Annotated in this window: 19 protein-coding genes; all 19 read right to left on the reverse strand. The window is 52.0% G+C overall.

The genetic code is table 11. The features are described 5' to 3' along the window. Nucleotides 1–3: 3 nt before the first annotated feature. Nucleotides 4–417 (reverse strand): RuvC family protein, encoded by a 414-nt coding sequence (locus TX77_RS09065; protein ID WP_044504511.1) that lies wholly within the window; start codon nucleotides 415–417, stop codon nucleotides 4–6. A 12-nt stretch (nucleotides 418–429) separates the two neighbouring features. Then, complete coding sequence (locus TX77_RS09070) at nucleotides 430–1,689, reverse strand: DUF3084 domain-containing protein (RefSeq protein ID WP_044504512.1); 1,260 nt, start codon at nucleotides 1,687–1,689, stop codon at nucleotides 430–432. Between the two features lie 210 nt (nucleotides 1,690–1,899). Next, on the reverse strand, nucleotides 1,900–2,988 hold the full coding sequence (gene lptG / locus TX77_RS09075; protein ID WP_044504513.1) for an LPS export ABC transporter permease LptG: 1,089 nt from the start codon (nucleotides 2,986–2,988) through the stop codon (nucleotides 1,900–1,902). A 13-nt stretch (nucleotides 2,989–3,001) separates the two neighbouring features. Then, nucleotides 3,002–3,721 carry an LPS export ABC transporter ATP-binding protein gene (lptB, locus tag TX77_RS09080; RefSeq protein ID WP_044504514.1) on the reverse strand — a complete coding sequence of 240 codons (720 nt, stop codon included), beginning with the start codon at nucleotides 3,719–3,721 and terminating at the stop codon, nucleotides 3,002–3,004. A 9-nt stretch (nucleotides 3,722–3,730) separates the two neighbouring features. Beyond that, nucleotides 3,731–4,471, reverse strand: coding sequence for an LptA/OstA family protein (locus tag TX77_RS09085; protein WP_049917335.1), 741 nt, complete (start codon nucleotides 4,469–4,471; stop codon nucleotides 3,731–3,733). A gap of 2 nt (nucleotides 4,472–4,473) precedes the next feature. Next, entirely contained in the window at nucleotides 4,474–5,028 is a 555-nt protein-coding gene (lptC, locus tag TX77_RS09090; protein ID WP_044504515.1) for an LPS export ABC transporter periplasmic protein LptC, read from the reverse strand. Then, nucleotides 5,000–5,938 carry a lysophospholipid acyltransferase family protein gene (locus TX77_RS09095; RefSeq protein WP_044504516.1) on the reverse strand — a complete coding sequence of 313 codons (939 nt, stop codon included), beginning with the start codon at nucleotides 5,936–5,938 and terminating at the stop codon, nucleotides 5,000–5,002. Before TX77_RS09095 ends, lptC begins: the two co-directional genes overlap by 29 nt. Before the next feature lie 18 nt (nucleotides 5,939–5,956). Continuing rightward, on the reverse strand, nucleotides 5,957–6,493 hold the full coding sequence (locus TX77_RS09100) for a KdsC family phosphatase (protein ID WP_044504517.1): 537 nt from the start codon (nucleotides 6,491–6,493) through the stop codon (nucleotides 5,957–5,959). Beyond that, entirely contained in the window at nucleotides 6,493–7,464 is a 972-nt protein-coding gene (locus tag TX77_RS09105; protein ID WP_044504903.1) for a KpsF/GutQ family sugar-phosphate isomerase, read from the reverse strand. Before TX77_RS09105 ends, TX77_RS09100 begins: the two co-directional genes overlap by 1 nt. Nucleotides 7,465–7,478: 14 nt before the next feature. After that, nucleotides 7,479–8,324, reverse strand: a complete 846-nt coding sequence (kdsA, locus tag TX77_RS09110) for a 3-deoxy-8-phosphooctulonate synthase (protein WP_044504518.1) — start codon at nucleotides 8,322–8,324, stop codon at nucleotides 7,479–7,481. A 3-nt stretch (nucleotides 8,325–8,327) separates the two neighbouring features. Next, entirely contained in the window at nucleotides 8,328–9,077 is a 750-nt protein-coding gene (kdsB, locus tag TX77_RS09115; protein ID WP_044504519.1) for a 3-deoxy-manno-octulosonate cytidylyltransferase, read from the reverse strand. Next, nucleotides 9,074–10,222: a tetraacyldisaccharide 4'-kinase gene (gene lpxK, locus TX77_RS09120; RefSeq protein ID WP_044504520.1), complete on the reverse strand. Its 1,149-nt coding sequence runs from the start codon at nucleotides 10,220–10,222 to the stop codon at nucleotides 9,074–9,076. Before lpxK ends, kdsB begins: the two co-directional genes overlap by 4 nt. A gap of 4 nt (nucleotides 10,223–10,226) precedes the next feature. Further along, entirely contained in the window at nucleotides 10,227–11,561 is a 1,335-nt protein-coding gene (locus TX77_RS09125; protein ID WP_044504521.1) for a 3-deoxy-D-manno-octulosonic acid transferase, read from the reverse strand. 5 nt (nucleotides 11,562–11,566) lie between these two features. Beyond that, on the reverse strand, nucleotides 11,567–13,327 hold the full coding sequence (gene msbA / locus TX77_RS09130) for a lipid A export permease/ATP-binding protein MsbA (RefSeq protein WP_044504522.1): 1,761 nt from the start codon (nucleotides 13,325–13,327) through the stop codon (nucleotides 11,567–11,569). Further along, complete coding sequence (gene lpxB / locus TX77_RS09135) at nucleotides 13,311–14,465, reverse strand: lipid-A-disaccharide synthase (protein ID WP_044504523.1); 1,155 nt, start codon at nucleotides 14,463–14,465, stop codon at nucleotides 13,311–13,313. The genes msbA and lpxB overlap by 17 nt, the downstream gene beginning before the upstream one ends. Before the next feature lie 11 nt (nucleotides 14,466–14,476). Next, nucleotides 14,477–15,292, reverse strand: coding sequence for an LpxI family protein (locus tag TX77_RS09140; RefSeq protein ID WP_044504524.1), 816 nt, complete (start codon nucleotides 15,290–15,292; stop codon nucleotides 14,477–14,479). A gap of 122 nt (nucleotides 15,293–15,414) precedes the next feature. Further along, nucleotides 15,415–16,227: an acyl-ACP--UDP-N-acetylglucosamine O-acyltransferase gene (gene lpxA / locus TX77_RS09145; RefSeq protein WP_044504525.1), complete on the reverse strand. Its 813-nt coding sequence runs from the start codon at nucleotides 16,225–16,227 to the stop codon at nucleotides 15,415–15,417. 190 nt (nucleotides 16,228–16,417) lie between these two features. Continuing rightward, complete coding sequence (fabZ, locus tag TX77_RS09150) at nucleotides 16,418–16,864, reverse strand: 3-hydroxyacyl-ACP dehydratase FabZ (RefSeq protein ID WP_044504526.1); 447 nt, start codon at nucleotides 16,862–16,864, stop codon at nucleotides 16,418–16,420. A gap of 17 nt (nucleotides 16,865–16,881) precedes the next feature. Continuing rightward, on the reverse strand, nucleotides 16,882–17,715 hold the full coding sequence (gene lpxC, locus TX77_RS09155) for a UDP-3-O-acyl-N-acetylglucosamine deacetylase (protein WP_044504527.1): 834 nt from the start codon (nucleotides 17,713–17,715) through the stop codon (nucleotides 16,882–16,884). Nucleotides 17,716–17,773: the final 58 nt, after the last annotated feature.

The raw sequence follows: 17,773 nt of genomic DNA on the forward strand, positions 1-17,773 counted from the left end.
AGATTACCTCCCTGTTTTTTTAGCTACATAGCGGCGACCGATGATCCAGGCGACAAAATCGTCGACCGGTTCCGGCGGATATTGAAGCGACAAGGGGACAAAACGCCGCCACCCCTTGCGCGGTGTGTACTTAAAATAGAGATTACGCCCTTCAACGGTCGTAAATTTTTCATCGATAAGTGAAAACGTGACGGCATAGCTGCTGCCGGCAATCCACTGCTCAACCAACGGCTGCAGATGCTTATGGTTCGTCCCGTCCCCCATGACGATATGGGAAAAGGGATAGGTCCCATAGATCTCTTCGATATAAGAAAGAAGGTCCGGCGTCGGCACGATGGCCTTGGTGACCAGGCTGCCGTCATCATTCACAACGGCAGTCCCCGTCTTTTCTGAGCCCGGGTCAATAGCAAAAATCATGGTCTTCCTCCCTTACTTACCGGCTTCGACGCGGATGTCAATCTGCAGCGGTCCTGCCGTATAGGTGTCGGTTTCCGCCACAGCTTTGAGGACGACAGCGGTCCCGGCATGGCTCCGAATGCGATTGATAGTGTCGAACATTTCCGAGGCCGTCAAAGCGCCGACGTTGCCCGTCAAAGGATCCGGCAAGAGACCCTTAGTCTGGGCCTGTTGGTTTACATTGTGCAGGAAGCGCATGACCTGCAGTTCTGTATTACCCGACAGATCATCACCGGTCAACGTTTCTTCAAAGACGACGTCGCCGCGATGATAAATCAATTGGTTATCATACATTTCGACATGAACCAAGGCCGGCTCGCCGAGGATGATGTTGCCGGCAGCGATGATCCGCACCAATTTTTGCGATTTACCGGCTTTTTGCAGCGCATCGACGGTGGCATTGAATTCTTCCGGAGAAATATACAGCAAAATCGTATTTTCATCAGAAACGCCGAGATGGCGGCCAATCATCGTGTTGGTCTGACTCATAGCCCGACTCAGTTCTTCCCGCGTCTGTTCAATGGAAAGACCGCCGCGAAGGACGTTGCTCGAAAGGACTTCGCCGACGCGGAATACGACCGTACCTTCACGGATATTGGTCATCGTCGCGTTGAGCAGCTTAATGCGCTTGTCAAGGCCGTCGATGGTATCCATCATTTTATTCTTTGTTTCTTCCAGCATAGCCACGTCCTGGCGCGCTTTTTCACTGTCGGCCAGGGCCGAGTCACGCTGCTTTTTCGCCTCATCCATAGCCACCTGAATGACCGTCAGCTGACGAGCCTTGTCGTCGCGAGCCAGTTGAGCCTGCTGAAGGTCCATTTGGGTGGCACGGATTTCTTCGTTTTTCCCATCGAGCTGTTCCTGTTGTTGTTTTAACAGTTCTTCATTAGACGCAATCAGTTGGTTCTTATCATCAAGTTCCTTGCCAAGCTCTACGGCCTGCTGCATAAGCTGGCTGCGCTGGGCTTCGAGCTGGGCTTTCTGCATCTGAAGCTGATGCATGCCGAACAAAGCGATGCGGACGTTTTCGGAAAGGATGGACATGACGCCTAAGGTAATGGCGGCGATACTGATGCCGGTCAGGATGGTGACTAAGATAGACGTGTACTTCGGCCTGAGTCCGAATAATTTAATTTTTTGTTTGCCTACACGAGAGCCGATTTTATCGCCAAGATAGGCAATAATGCCGCCCATAACGGCTAAAACGACCAGCATAACCCATCCGTATTCCATAAGCCACCACCTTTTCTCATCATTTAAGTTCATTATATTATAGACTATAAAGGAGACTTCCTGCAAGCGTGAAGGAACAGAAAGGCTCCCATTATCCCAAAACGGTCGAAGTCCTATCGTATTTCAGTCACAATCGAGACTCTGATTTTCGGGCTCTATTTCATAATTGAATCTCAAAAAAAGGAACTGCCTATCGGACAGTTCCTTTGCTTACTTCGATTTCTTATAGACTAAGATGACACCGGCGATACCGCAGATGATATCGGGCAAAAAGGCGGCGATATACGCCGGTATCTTACCGCCGTTCCCCAGGGCATTGCCGAGGGTCATGATCGAGTAATAGATAAAGATGACGACGACACTGATGCCAAAGCCGATGGAAGAGCTTCCGCGCTGCTTCTGCATTCCCAATGGGGCACCGACGACAGCACAGACGAGGCTGGCCAGTGGCAAGGCAAAGCGGTTGTACATTTCGACTTTCATCTTATTGGTATCGACAGAGTTTTGGTCGAGGAGTTTTATCTGTTCGCGCAGTTCACGAATGGTCAACTCATCCGGTTTTTTCTGAGAGGCAGAAATTTTATCCGGCTTCTGCGTCACCGGAAGGGCCTGGTTTTGGAACTTCATGGACCGCGTCGTCCGCTCATCCGTCGAGACGTCAAAAATCGTGCCTTCGTGCATGATCCATTTCTGTCCGTTCCAGTCGGCACGGTCGGCCTGTTCGACGCGCTTGAGCTGGTCGTTTTCAAATTCCTGGACGGTAATATCCTTCAATTGCCTTGATTCCGCATCGTACTGCCGGGCATACATCAGGCTGGATATATCGGAGCCGTCTGTATTTTTGATGATAATATGATCCTGTGTCTTCGGTGCGACGTTGTGCTTTATTTCGTCGTTAATAATCCGGTTATAGGCGTTATTGGCCTTGGGCACGACGTATTCATTAAAGGCCGTAGCACTGAGTGAAATAAACAAGGCGGCGACGAATACCGGCATGGCCAGGCGGATGAAGTTTTGACCGCCGGCCCGCATGACGATCATTTCACTGGAACTTGAAAGGCGGCCAAAGGCCATGAGCGAACCTAAGAGGACGGACATGGGAAAGGTGATGACGATGATAGAGGGTATGGCCAGCACGAAGACGCGAAAAGCCGCCCAAGGAGAAGCGCCGTACTGATTGATAAGGTTGGCAATCCGGTACAGCGTCCCTGTGCCGATGAAAACGGCCGTAAAGGCGCAGACGCCAAACAGAAAGGGGCCGATAAATTCTTTTAATATATACTTGTCTAATATACGCATTCCATACTCCCTGTTACATCCTGAATTCTTCGCCTAAGTAGAATTTCTTGGCGACCGGGTCATTGGCGATGAAGTCCGGACTGCCTTCGAGGAGGATTTTTCCGTCACTCAAAATATAGGCTTTATCGACGATGCTGAGCGTTTCCCGGACATTATGGTCGGTAATGAGGACGCCCATACCGCGCCGTTTCAAATGGCTGATAATGCCTTGGATATCGTTGACCGCTAAGGGGTCGATGCCGGCAAAAGGTTCGTCGAGGAGAATGAAAGCCGGATCGGTCACCAGGCAGCGGGCGATTTCGACGCGGCGCCGTTCGCCTCCGGAGAGCTGGATGCCCAGTCGGTCCCGCAGCTGGGTAATGGAAAACTCTTCCATCAAGGCTTCAGCCTTTTCATGCTGCTGTTTTTTGCTGAGCTTCGTCGTTTCCAGCAGGGCCAGGAGGTTGTCCTCTACGGTCAGCTTACGGAAGATAGATGCTTCCTGAGGCAGATAGCCGATGCCGTGGGCCGCCCGTTGGTGGATGGGAAGCTGAGTAATATCGTTTCCGTCAATCGTGATTTCGCCGGATGTCGGCCGCTCGATGCCGACAATCATGTAGAAGGTCGTCGTCTTCCCCGCCCCGTTAGGGCCGAGGAGACCTACGATTTCTCCTTGGTCGACACGAATGCTGACACCGTCGACGGCATTTCTTTCTTTATACGATTTTACGAGATCTTTGGTCTGAATGAACATGGATACCCCTTACTCACTGCCCGGCACGATGACGATGGTCGAGCGGCTGCGAGTCTGAACAGAATTATCGGCAAGTTGAATATCGACATTATCCCCATTTAAGGAATTGCCGTTCTGGGTCGCATTGACGTTGCCCCGGAGATGGACGACGCCGTCATTTTGGCCCGGAGTCTGGGTGTAGATGGCCTGATTGGCATAGGCCACCAGGTTGTCCCCCGGCGATTCGATATGGACATTGCCCGTACCGACGGCCTTTATCTGTTTAAACCAGGCATCGATGTGGTCGGCCCACATCTGCGACCCCTGAGCTTCGAGATAGCCGTTGCCGGTGACGATGCTGTGATCCTTGTCGAGGTAGTATTCTACCTTATCACCGCGAACTTTTTTATCTTCATAGACACCGTGGACATTCCCCGTGGCTACGATATAGTTGCGGTTCGTCGAATGCATTTTATCTGAATTGAGCTGCATATTCGGCTGCTGTACGGCAACATTGCCTTCCATGTCGGCTTCGGACGTCTTCAAGTTGTAGACGCCTTTATTGCCGGTCATGGTCGCCTGGTCGCGGACGATGACGACGTTGCCCGTAGCCGTTGCCACCTGCGTCTTACCGTTGTATTCGAGCTTGTCTGCCGTAACCGATACGGCAGGATTGCCGTTGTTATCGGCGGCCATGACCCCGGCAGACGGAAGGATCAAGGACCCGATAAGGGCAGCGGCTGCCAATTTTCTTCCCAAGAATTCTATCATAATTATTCTCCCCTTGTCACTTGCGCATGGCCGGTCAGCAAGACCTTGGTCAGACTGCTGTCGGTTTCAAAAGAATCTGCTTTCAGCGTCGTATTATCATGGCGCTCCATGACGACTTTGCCGCCTTTAATCATACGCGTATCCATATTATAATACACACTGCCTTCAGTCTGCAACGTATCGCCCTTATCGGTTTCAGCCTTGACCGGCTGCTTGATTTCAATGGTACGCTTTTCCCGGTCGACAATGCCTTTATCAGAGGTAATGGTCATCTGCGTTCCGTCTTCGGCGACGACCAGTGCTTTCGGATTCGTAAAGTACATGATCTGCGTATCCGGATCGATTTGAATCTTATCCGCCGTCAGTCTCCAGACCAGTTTGCCATCCTGTTTTTCTTCGAGTTCCGATCCATCGAACTCGACGAGCTTATCAGGACTTACCATCGTATCCTCCGACGTGTTGGGATTCATGAAGACGTAGAGCATGACAGCAAAGCCGATGACTGCGATGACGGCAATCAGGGAAATCTTATTCTTTTTCAGCTTTTCGGCTATCATCGATATGCGCCTCCGGTTTCTGTTGTAATGCAATGATCTCTTCCGGCTCCGTACTCCAGCGATGCTGGAACCACAGCCATTCGGTCGGATGTTCTTTGATGAAATTTTCCGTAATAACCGCCATCTTACGGGTCATGCGGGCAATATCGGCTTCCTTATCCCCCGTGTCTTCATAATGCATGATTTCCCCGATAGCCAGGTGCGTACGGTGGTTCTCATCATGGATGGTAAAGACCGGAATGATGGGCGAGTGAAATTTTTGGGCAAACATGGCCGGTCCCTTAGGCGTCGAGCTCATCTTCCCCAAGAAGGGCTGGGGCACGCCGTAAAATCCGCCGTCTTGGTCGGCCAAAAAGCCGAGGAGTTTCTTTCGTTTCAGGGCACGGGCGGCGATGATCATTTCATTACCGCCTCGGGCAAAGACTTCAAGTCCCATGCCTTCCCGATTTTCATTGAGCAGTCGGGTAACGGCACTATTAGCCTGGTTTTTGACAATCGTCGATGCCGGATAGCCATACATGGCTAAGGCACCGAGCCATTCCCAGTTCCCCATATGCGCGGTAAGAACGATGACCCCTTTATCTTCTTTCATCGCTTCATCGAGTCGTTCCGGATGGTCGAGCGTGACGTATTGGCGAATATTGTCGGGATTCAACCGCGGCGTATAGAGAATTTCCATCAGCGACTGTCCCAGATTGCGAAAGACTTCGGTCATGATGGCTTCCGCTTCGGGCCGACTGCATTCCAAACCGCGCTGGATTTGGAAGATACCGCGTTCGCGCTGCTTTTTCATAAGTTTTCCTACGAAAGGACCGAGTGTACGGCCCAAAGAAATGATGAGCGGATACGGAAGACAACAGAGAAATTTCCCAAATCCGCGAGCAACGTGGTACTGCCATTCCTTCCCCACAGTACAGACTCTCCTTTCTTATTGGCGCAACGTAAATGCCGAATCCCCCAGATAACGGCGCAGGACGTCATCCCAAACGTGTTGGCTTTTTAAAATATATTCGGCAAACTCCCTGAGGGCCCCATGGCCGCCGGGATAGGCAGACACAAAAGCAGCCGAGTTCCGTGCTTCTTCACAGGCATCGAGGGGGGCGGCACCAAATCCGGCATTGGCAATGAGTTCAACGTCATTCAGGTCATCTCCCATGTAAGCCACTTCATCGAGAGAAAGACCGATTTCACTGCATAATTGCTGCATAGACCGCAGTTTATGAGAACAATCCTGCAGGACATAATCGATATGCAAATCCTTGGCACGCTGTTCAACCATGGGTGAACGGCGACCCGTAACCAAAGCCGTCTTCAAGCCGGCTGCCCGGACCAGGGAAATCCCCATGCCGTCACGAGCCGAAAAGCCTTTCATGGCATCGCCGGACGGACTGTAATAAATAATGCCGTCCGTTAAGACGCCGTCGACATCGAGGGCCAGCATTTTAACGTGTGTCAAAAAGCCCATCAGACCACTCCCTGCCGCAGTAAATCTGTAATGTGGACCATGCCGACGACCTTCTGATCTTCATCGACGACGGGCAGGACCGTAATCGGCCGCGGCTGATTCTTTTCCATGATGTGCAGGGCTTCTGTCGCCAGTTTATGGTTGACGATCACCCGCGGGTTTTTGGTCATCATGGCGTCGACGGGCCACTGCAGGAAATTAGAGCCCGTTTCCAGACCGCGGCGGACGTCGCCGTCGGTGACGAGACCGATCAGTTTGCCGCCTTCATCGATGACGGAAACGGCGCCGAGGCCTTTTTCGGTCATGAGAAACAGGGCGTCCTGAACGCTGCTGTCTTCATTGACGACCGGGTTGTCCTCGCCTTTATGCATGACATCATCGACGGTGAGCAGCAGTTTTTTGCCAAGGGCACCGCCGGGATGGAAGATACCGAATTGTTCTTTCGTAAAGTGGTGCTGTGTAAGGAGAACCACTGCCAGGGCATCGCCAAGAGCCAACGAGACGGTCGTACTCGTCGTCGGAGCCAGTCCTAAGGGGCAGGCTTCTTTTTCAACGGATGCATCGAGGATGATGTCAGCATGTTTAGCCAAGGTCGAATTATGGTTGCCGACGACGGCGATGAGTTTCGCCCCAATGCGTTTGAGCGACGGCAGGGTATTGAGGATTTCAATGGTTTCCCCGCTGTTTGAAAAAGCGAGGACGACATCGTCGGCCGTAACCATGCCCAAGTCACCGTGGATCCCTTCAGCCGGATGGAGAAAAATGGACGGCGTTCCCGTACTCGACAAGGTAGCCGCTACTTTGCGGGCAATATGCCCTGATTTTCCCATGCCGGTGACAATGACCCGACCGTGGGATTCCATGATAAGATTCACGGCATTGACGAAGTTCTGATCCAATGTCGGAATTAATTTTTCAATCCCCTGTGCTTCCTGATGGAGCACGTCTCTTGCTTCTTCTAAAATATCCATCATATCGGCTCCCCTCACATTTCCGTACTTACGCTGTTTTTGGCAATGTCGCGAATGGCGACCATATCGCGAAGGACCTTTTCGACCTGCGACAAATACAGCATATTCGGGCCGTCGCTGAGCGCTTCGGCCGGGTTGTCATGAACTTCCATGAAAACGCCGTCGATGCCGGAACCGGCAGCAGCACGGGACAGATTACCAATGAACTGGCGCTGACCGGACGATTTGGTACCGGCACCGCCCGGCAGCTGAACGCTGTGGGTCGCATCAAAGACGACAGGATAGCCGAAGCTGCGCATAATCGGGAAGGAACGCATGTCGACGACCAGGTTATGATAGCCCAGGCTGACGCCTCGTTCGGTGAGCATGATATTTTCATTACCCGAATGGACAATCTTATCGACGACATTCTTCATGTCTTCCGGTGCCAAAAACTGGCCTTTTTTTACGTTGACGCATTTACCCGTTGCAGCAGCGGCTTCGACCAGATCCGTCTGCCGGCAGAGAAAGGCCGGAATCTGGATGACATCCAGGACTTCAGCGGCCGCTTCCACCTGGTGGACTTCGTGGACGTCACTGACGACGGGAACTTGAAGTTCCTTTTTGATGTCCCCTAAAATACGCAGGCCTTCTGTAAGGCCCGGTCCGCGATACGACGTATATGACGAACGATTGGCCTTGTCAAAAGAGGCTTTAAAAATATAGGGCAGGCCCAGTCGTTCGCAAATTTCTTTCATCTTGCGGCCGATGTTGAGCGTCCGTTCCGGATCTTCGATGACACACGGACCGGCCATGACAAAGAGGCTGCCGTTGCCGCCGACGATCGTATTGCCAACATGAATTTGTTTCACTGTTTCCATAGTCTATTCCCCTTTATGAGCAGATTCAGCAAAATAACGGCGGATGCGTGCAAGATCATCCGGCGTATCGATGCCAATGAATTGATGATGCGTTTTTATCACTTTTATCTTATAACCATTTTCGAGAACTCGCAACTGTTCGAGGGACTCAACTTTTTCTGCCGGGGTCGGTTCCATAGCGGCATAGGCCAAGAGAAAGTCCCGGCGGTAGGCATAAATCCCGATGTGTTTGTATGGTACCACGCCGCCCTCTTCAAAAGCATGCCGCGGATACGGAATGAGGGACCGTGAAAAATACATAGCTTCGTCGCGCTGATTGAGGACGACCTTTACGGCACTCGGTTCATGATATTCTTCTTCAGTCAGAGGCGCTGCAACGGTAGCCATAGAAAGATCGGGCTCCTCTTCAAAAACCCGGCACAGATCATCGATGACGTCCGGCGCAATGAGCGGTTCATCGCCTTGGACGTTAATGATGACATCGGCATCGGGAAAGTGAGCCACGGCTTCGGCCAGGCGATCGGTCCCATTGGTATGGTCTTCCCGGGTCATGACGGCATGACCGCCAAAGGAAACGACAGTGTCATAAACTTTAGGATTGTCGACAGCGACGACGACAGCCGTCAGTTTCGAGGCCTTGGACGCCTGTTCATACACGCGCTGTACCATCGGTTTGCCGGCAATATCACATAAAGGCTTCCCCGGCAGGCGCGTCGAAGCGTAGCGCGAGGGAATGATGCATACAAAATTCATAGTTTATCCTCCAATACAGATTGCAAGACGGCATCTATTTTTTCTTGCCCTTCTACGATATCAAGGGTAATGGCCAAGACGTACAAGGGAAGGTCGTATTCTTTTACAAGATCGGCGGGCAGCTTCACGGCATCTTTTTCTGTCGTCACCAGAATACACTGCTTTTCGGCAGCCATGTCGGCCATGCGCCGGATATCCGAAGGTCCGTAATGATGGTGATCTTCAAAGCGAAGGACGCCGGATACGGTGAAGCCGGCCCCTCGAAGGGTCTCTTCAAAAGAGGCCGGATTGCCGAGGGCCGATACGGCCAGCACCGGTTGTGCCATAAGGTCAGCCGGCATGGCCTCTTCCGGGTGAAGGCCCTGATTCCAATTTAAAAAGGGAAGGACGGCCGAGGGCTTGTGGACCGATAAGGCCACGGGAGCCGACGAATTGTATCGCCGAAGGTCCTCTTGAATCTGAGCCACAGTCTCCGGTGATACCTGGTCAACCTTGGTAATGATAAAGACGTCGGCCCGAGAAAGATGCGCCAGCGGTTCGCGCAGGATGCCTCGCGGCAGGACATGGCCATTTCCAAAGGGATTGGTTCCATCGATGAGGACGATGTCGACGTCGCGATAAAGCTGCCAGTGCTGGAAGCCGTCGTCGAGGATGAGTATCTGAGCATCGAATTTTTCAACGGCCATGCGGCCGCTTACAGCCCGGTCCCGACCGACGAGGACGGGAATGCCCATGAGGCTTCTGGCCATGAGACTCGCTTCATCGCCCCCCTCTTCAGCCGTAAGGAGTACCATGCGGCCATCGGACATGACCGAAGCGCCGCTCTTCTCCCGTTTCGAGTGATAGCCTCGGTTGAGGAGTGCTACGCGCCAGCCCCGGGCAGAAAGTTCTTTAGCCAGCATACAGGCCATAGGCGTCTTCCCCGTCCCGCCGACGGTAATATTACCCAAGCTGATGACGACAGCCGGGAGCCGTTCCTGCCGCTCCTCGTGGTCGGCAAAGGAGCGGTACTTCATGATGACGGCCTTTCGATAAATCCAAGAGGCGCCGCTAAGGAGGAGCAGAGCCGGCCAGTCCCACCAGTGATGTTCTTTGCTTCCTGTCAAATAATGAAAGTAAGCAGTTCCTGCCGTTCTCAAGGACATAGGCTCACCTCCCGGTCTGAATCGATTCCAACATTTCTTGCAGTTTATCTAAATTCTTACGAGTCGCCCCTTGATTTTCCCGGACGACGGCAATACAATTTCGCTTCATCGCTTCGGCCCGATCGGGATTGACGAGGATGTCGAGGCAAGTGTCGACGAATTCCTCTTCGTTATTCACCATGACACAGGCACCGTGACGACTGAGGAGCTCGAAGATTTCAACGAAGTTAAACATATTCGGTCCGACGACAATCGGTTTCCCGTGCGCCGCCGGTTCGAGGATATTATGGCCTCCAATATGGGCCAAACTGCCGCCGACGAAGATTAAATCGCCAAGGCTGTAGACCCGCCCCAGTTCCCCGATGGTATCGAGGACGACGCCGTCATAGGCCGAGCGAACGGCCTTTCCGGCCATCATGTCACTGCGTTTGACCATGGTCACGCCGTGCTTAATGCCTTCATCGACGATGAGGTCGGCCTGGTAAATATAGCGCGGTGCAATAATCAATTTGGCATCGGGAAAATGGTCGCGAATTTTCACAAAGGCCTTATATACCGGACTGTTTTCGCCGCGGTGGGTACTGCCGGCAATCATGATGGGACTGCCTTCAGAAAAGCCGAGTTCATGAAGGAAGCGCTTCTTCTCTTCTTCCGTTACGATGCCATAAGTCTGGTCGTACTTGGTGTTGCCCGTGACGATGACCTTATTGGGATCGGCGCCGATATCGATGATGTACTGGGCATCGATATAGCTCTGCATGCAGAACATGCGAATCGTCGACAAGACGCGGCGCGTAAAAAAGGTAATCAGGCGGTAGCGAACGGCACTGCGCTGACTGATACGGCCGTTCATCATCATGACCGGAATCTTTTTGTCAGCAGCAATGCGCAAAAAGTTAGGCCAGATTTCCGTTTCGACTAAGACGATAGCCTGCGGATTGACGATGGTCAGGATACGGTTGGTCAAATAAGGCAAATCCAAAGGGAAGTAGAGGATCCCGTCGGCCCCTTTTATGATTTGATGGGCCATGCGGAACCCCGTCGCCGTTACGACCGATACGATGATGACTTCATCGGGGTGTTTTTTTCGCATTTCACGCACAATGGGGCTGGCCGCTACGATTTCACCGACCGAGGCGGCATGGACCCAAATGGCATGGCGATTGGATATTTTTTCTTTTAATTCATCCGGCAAAAAGCCGATGCTCTGTTTGATGCGCTGATAAAAACCTTCTTCATGGATTAAGCGGTAAATCAACATGGGAATGAGGGTCGCCCAATAAATGAGGAGGAGAATATTATACAGCCAGTACATCGGATGGGATTTTAAATTCTTCATCGCTATCAACCTTCTGAAGCTTCTTTCTTATCGTTAAATTGAACGGCGTAGAGGTGTGCATAAAGGCCGTCTTTGGCCAATAATTCGGCGTGAGTCCCCGTTTCCACGATGTGACCATGGTCGATGACGACGATGTTGTCGGCGTTGCGGACCGTGCTCAGACGATGAGCAATGACGACGGCAGTCCGGCCTTCCATAAGTCGATCCAGGGCAGCCTGGACAATTTTTTCACTTTCCGTATCGAGGGCGGACGTCGCTTCATCGAGGATGAGAATGCGGGGATTTTTGAGAATAGCCCGGGCAATAGCAATGCGCTGGCGCTGACCGCCGGACAAGGAGTTGCCCCGGTCACCGACGAGGGCGTCATAGCCGCCGGGCAGTCTCATAATGAATTCGTGGGCATTGGCAGCTTTGGCGGCCGCGACGATTTCGTCTTCCGTCGCATCGAGCCGGCCGTACAGGATGTTTTCCCGAACGCTGGCATTAAAAAGCATCGTTTCCTGCGGCACGAGGCCGATTTGCTGGCGCAGGGAGGCAAAGGTGACGTCCCGGACGTCGATGCCGTCAATCAAGAGGCGGCCTGCCGTAACGTCATAAAAGCGAGGCAGTAAGTTGGCCACCGTCGATTTTCCGGCACCGCTGGGACCGACGAGGGCAACGACTTCGCCCGGACGGACTTCGAGATTAAAGTCAGTCAAAGCCGGGTGTTCTTTATCATAGGCAAAGGAAACGTTGTCGAAGGTCACTTCCCCTTTTACTTGCGGCAGGGTTACAGCGCCTTCTTTTTCCTTGACGTCGGGCACGGTGTCGATTGTTTCAAAGACGCGGTCGGCAGCGGCCAGGGATTTTTGGATGTCACCGTAGATTTCACTGATGCGGCGAACGGGATTCGCCAAGTTAATGGCATAGATGAGGAAGGCAATCAAGGCACCGGCCGTCATTTCTCCGTTGATGACACTCATGCCGCCATACCAGATGATGCCGGTCACGGCAATGGCCGCAAAGAACTGGATAAACGGCGTCAATAAAGACGTCAGCCGGGTCGTATTCATAAGGGCCCAGAAGTTGCGGTCGTTTTGCAGCATGAAACGCCGGATTTCAAAATCTTCGCGGTTAAAGGAGCGAATGATGCGAATGCCGGAAATGGCTTCTTCAAGCAGAGACGTAATATCTGCCATCTTGCCCTGTACGTCGTGGCCGGCACGGCGCAGGCGGGATCCGAAGAAGTTGATCGTAAAAACGACGAGAGGCACGATGACCAGGGTCAGGAGGGTCAGCTTCCAATAGAGGAAAATCATCGATGCCAAAGAACCGACGAGGATGACGGCTTCCTGAACGAAAGAAATGAGGTTGCCGGCAATGGCCGTCTGAAGGGCCGTGACGTCATTGGTCAGGTTGCTCATGATATTGCCCGTCTTATGCTTATCAAAATAAGACAGGGACAGGGTCTGCAAATGGCGGTACAGTTTTTCGCGGATATCATTGACGATTTTCTGACCGACGAAACTCATGAGATAGCGTTCGCCAAAGTAAAAGACGCCGCGCAGTAAAAACAGGACCAAGATGCCGATGACGATAAGGTTTAAGGTATAAATGTCTTTATTGGCCAATACCTTGTCGATGACGTCCTTGATCAGCCAGGGAACGACGACGTTGCTCGCCCCGGACAGAGCCATACAGATGACGGCGAAAACGAGCCGTGTCTTATAGGGTTTGATGAAAGTTAATAATCGTTTATAACCTTGCCAACTATTGTACTGCTTCATGAATACCTCTTTCTCTTGCAAAAGTTAAGACAGCCTGGGCTGTACGCATCACAGCTCCTGATTCCCCCATCGTGCGGCGCACGGCAGAAAGGTCCTCACAGAGCTTCGCCCGGCGCGGTCCGTCGTCCAGCATGGGAAGGACGGCGTCAGCAATATTATCCGGCGTCACGTCATCCTGCCACAGCTCGGGAATCACCCTGCGGCCCATGATGATGTTGGGCAGGCCGATACTTTCAATATGTACCAGGATCTTGGAAAGCCAATAGGTCAGGCGATTGACGCGATATACGAGAAGTGTCGGAAGCCCCATCAGGGCCGTTTCAAGGGTTGCCGTCCCCGAAGCTGCAATCGCAGCGGTACTGATATTCATCATGTCATAGACATTGCCTTCTCCGACAGTGACAGTCATGCCGGAAGAGGCAATGATATCATCAAGCATGGCTCTATCGATGGTCGTAGCCCGCGGGATGAGAAATTGCAGGTCTCCGTAGTCACGCTCTATCTGTTTCGCCGCTTCCAACATACACGGCAGCAGGCTTGTCACTTCCTGGACACGGCTCCCGGGCATGAGAAGGATCGTTCGCTTCTCTTCCGAAAGGCCAAACTTCAAAAAAGCGTCGTGACGGCTCAGGCTCGGATGGACGCTGTCTAAAAGGGGATGCCCCGTATAGAGGACATTCGTCCCTATATCTTCATAGAGCTTGGCTTCAAAAGGGAAAAGGGAAATGGCCAAATCCGTATATTTTGCAATCGTCTTCCCCCGGCTCTTATGCCAGGCCCAAATGGTCGGCAGAATGTAATAAATGACAGGAATTCCGGCAGCTTTGGCGGCCTTTATAAGGCGCATATTAAAGCCCGGATAGTCGATGCAAACAAGGACGTCGGGCTTTTCCTTCTTCATCGTATCGACTAGAAAATCACGGAGGCGAAAGAAAAAAGGAATCTTGCGGATAATCTCACCGATGCCGATGACTCCCAAATTATCGATGTCATACACGATATCGACACCGGCGTCTCTCATCTTTTCGCCGCCCATACCGAGCAGTTCGATGTCCGGCGCAAGTTGTTTCAAAGCTCGTGCCAAATTGGCGCCGTGGAGGTCACCGGACGCTTCACCGGCAGAAAACATAATCTTCATAGGATCTCCCGTCAAAAGTTCTTATCAACAGCACAGATAACGATGCCGTGGCTGTCCGCCAGGCGCAGGACTTCATCTTGTTCGACAAAAAGGGTCCGTCCGGCTTCCATGGCAAGGACATTGCAGTTGCTTTCAATCATGGACAAAATCGTCTGCCTGCCGACGGCCGGCACATCGAAACGAGGGTCCTGGTTGGGTTTTGCCACTTTGACGACAACCGATTTTTCACGGCCGAGAGCCCCGCCGCGGCGAATACAGGCATCGGTCCCTTCAATGGCTTCGACAGCCATGACGGCCTTATGCTTAACGACGACGGTCTGGCCGATATCCATACCGCCCATGGCCTTAGCCGTCACGAAACCGAAGCGGATATCGTCTTCTTCCCCTTCCGTCGGCTTGCGGCGCGACAAGACACCGATGGCCGGCATGAGATCCTTCAAATACAAGGTCTGGTCGACGACTTCAAGGCCGTCTTTGGCCAGTTCATCGACGATGGCCAGCATGATCGTATCGTCCTTGCGATTACGCAATTTCGCCAACAGTTTAATGGCCCGCAAATCGGGAAATTTAAGCCCTTTAAAGAGAATTTCCTTGGTGACCTTCCCGATCATGGTAACGTTCGAGACGTCATTTTTTTTGAAGGTCTTAATGATTTTATCCAACTTGGCAACGTTGATATCGTAGTATGCATCGGCTTCCGCTGCCAGTTCCGGTTCGACATCGCTGACGACGGCGATGACGACAACTTCATATCCCAGGTGTTTTGCAGCACGCATAAACTCGACAGGAAGCTTACCGATACCGGCCAAGAGCCCAACTTTTTCCATAGCAATCATCCTTATTCATAAAGAGAAATATTTATCTCTATATTATACAAAAAAACAGGTCCCTTGTCAGTAAAAAAAGGGCTATCGCAGGTGCGACACCCCTTTTACTCACTGGCTGCTGCCTAATCCTTTGTTCCTCGGCAAATACCGCGGTCGGCATTGCGAAGGAAGCGGAGAAAATGTTCTACTTCTTCGGAACTGTCCAGTTCCTGTTCCATTTCAAAAATAGCCTGGCGCAAATTGAGTCCGGAACGGTACAAGATGCGGAATGCTTTTTTCAATTCCCGGCGGACATCTTCGGGAACTCCGGCCCGTGAAAGGCCGACACTGTTAAGGCCGATGCAGCGTGCAGGCTGACCGTCGGCGATAACGAAGGGCGGAATGTCCTGTACGACTTTCGCCAGGCCGCCGATCATGCTGTTGCGGCCGATTTTGACAAACTGATGAACGCCGGCAATGCCGCCGATGACGACCCGATCTTCAACGGTAACGTGACCGGCAAGGCCGGCGCAGTTACTCATGATGACGTGGTTGCCGACGACGCAGTTGTGGGCAACATGGGTACAGGCCTGGAACAGGCAGTCATTGCCGATTCGCGTTTCTTCCCCTTCACCTGTCGCCGTGCTGACCGTCACGAATTCCCGGAAAACCGAGCGGTCGCCGATGATAAGAAAGCTCTTTTCACCGTGATATTTTAAGTCCTGCGGTTCCGAACCGATAGAACAGCTCGGGAAAAACCGGCAGTCTTTACCAATCGTCGTCCAACCGTCAATCGTAACGTGGGCCATGATTTCTGTTCCGTCACCAATGGTGACATGAGGCCCGATAACGGCATACGGTCCGATTTTAACACCAGCCCCAATTTTCGCCTGCGGGTCTATAACAGCCGTCGGATGTATCATGCTCTGACGCATGTTATTCGTTTCCTCGGTCATTAAAGTCACTCCTCGCTTCCCTGTCCCTAAAAGGGACAGTCGCTTAAATTCATAAATATCTACGTATATAGTCGCAGGAAGGACGATTTATTTCGCCCGGCAAAATCAAGCCATTTCCCGCAATATTCCCCTTTATGCTACTAAATACGCCCGTTTAGCTCATTATTTAACATAAAGTCAATTTTATTGATTACTTTTTCGGATTCTGTCCCGGCATGAGGGCAAAGAGATATTCTCCTTCGGCGCAGAGGATATCACCGACGTGACACTGAGCCTTGACCTTGCCCATACGGCCCTTTACCTTTTCGATGTCAGCCCGCATGACCAACTGGTCACCGGGGATGACGGGATGGCGGAAGCGGATTTTATCGATTCCCGTAAAGAAGGGAATGAGGCCGCGGTTTTCTTCAGGATACAAGAGGGCAATACCGCCGACCTGGGCCATAGCTTCGGCAATGAGGACGCCCGGCATGACCGGCTTGCCCGGAAAGTGGCCTTGGAAAAATTGCTCATTAAAGGTCGCATTCTTGATGCCGATGGCATATTTCATCGGTTCCAATTCAATGATCCGGTCAATAAGCAGCATGGGATAGCGATGCGGCAAAATTTCCATAATATCAGTTACTTCCAAAGTCATGAGAATTCCTCCTTAGCTCACTGTAGTTCTTCAAAAATCTGATGTGTCAGCTGGTTGTTTAAGTTATGGCTCGATTTGACGGCAATGACATGGCCTCGTATCGGTCTTCCGAGTAAAGACAAATCACCGACGATGTCGAGCACCTTATGGCGGACCAATTCGTCATCGGAGCGCGGAACGGACAGGCACGACGTCTTATCATAGACGACGACATTTTCAATCGTACCGCCCTTGCCAAGGCCCAATTTCTTCAGCATTTCCAATTCTTCCGTAAAGGCGATCGTCCGGGCAAAGGAAATCTGCTCAATGTACGAAGCCTTGGTGACGGTCTCGTCAAAAAACTGGACGCCCAGCATAGGGTGCGGATTGATGGATGTAAAGGTAATGCGGAATCCATCGTAAGGCACAAGAGCGATAAACTTATCTCCGTCCTGAATGAGATGCTGTTTCTGTATGACCAGCGGTCGGCGCGGCACATCGAGCTCACGGACTCCCGCTTCTTCAATGAGCTTGACAAAGGTCAGACTGCTGCCGTCGGCAACGGGCGGTTCGACGGAATCCATTTCGACAAAGCAGTTGTCGATTTCCATCCCATAAAGGGCCGACAGCAGATGTTCTACCGTAAAGACCTTGGCGCTCCCTTTTTCCAGGGTCGTCGCCCGCATCGTATTGGTTACATTCGTCAGATGGGCTTGTACAGACGGTTTTTCCGGCAAATCGGTCCGAATAAAAACAATCCCTGTATCAGCCGGAGCCGGGCGCAGTACCATATGAACTTCGTTGGCAGCATGCAGGCCGATCCCGTTAAATGAAACGTCATGAGCCAGTGTCGTTTGTGCTGTCTGTGACATAGGCAGGCCCCTCCTTTCCTGTTACGAGTAAGACAAATAATTTTTTCGTAATTTTTTA

The organism is Megasphaera massiliensis (genome assembly GCF_000455225.1).
In the GTDB taxonomy this organism is placed as follows: Bacteria; Bacillota; Negativicutes; order Veillonellales; family Megasphaeraceae; genus Megasphaera; species Megasphaera massiliensis.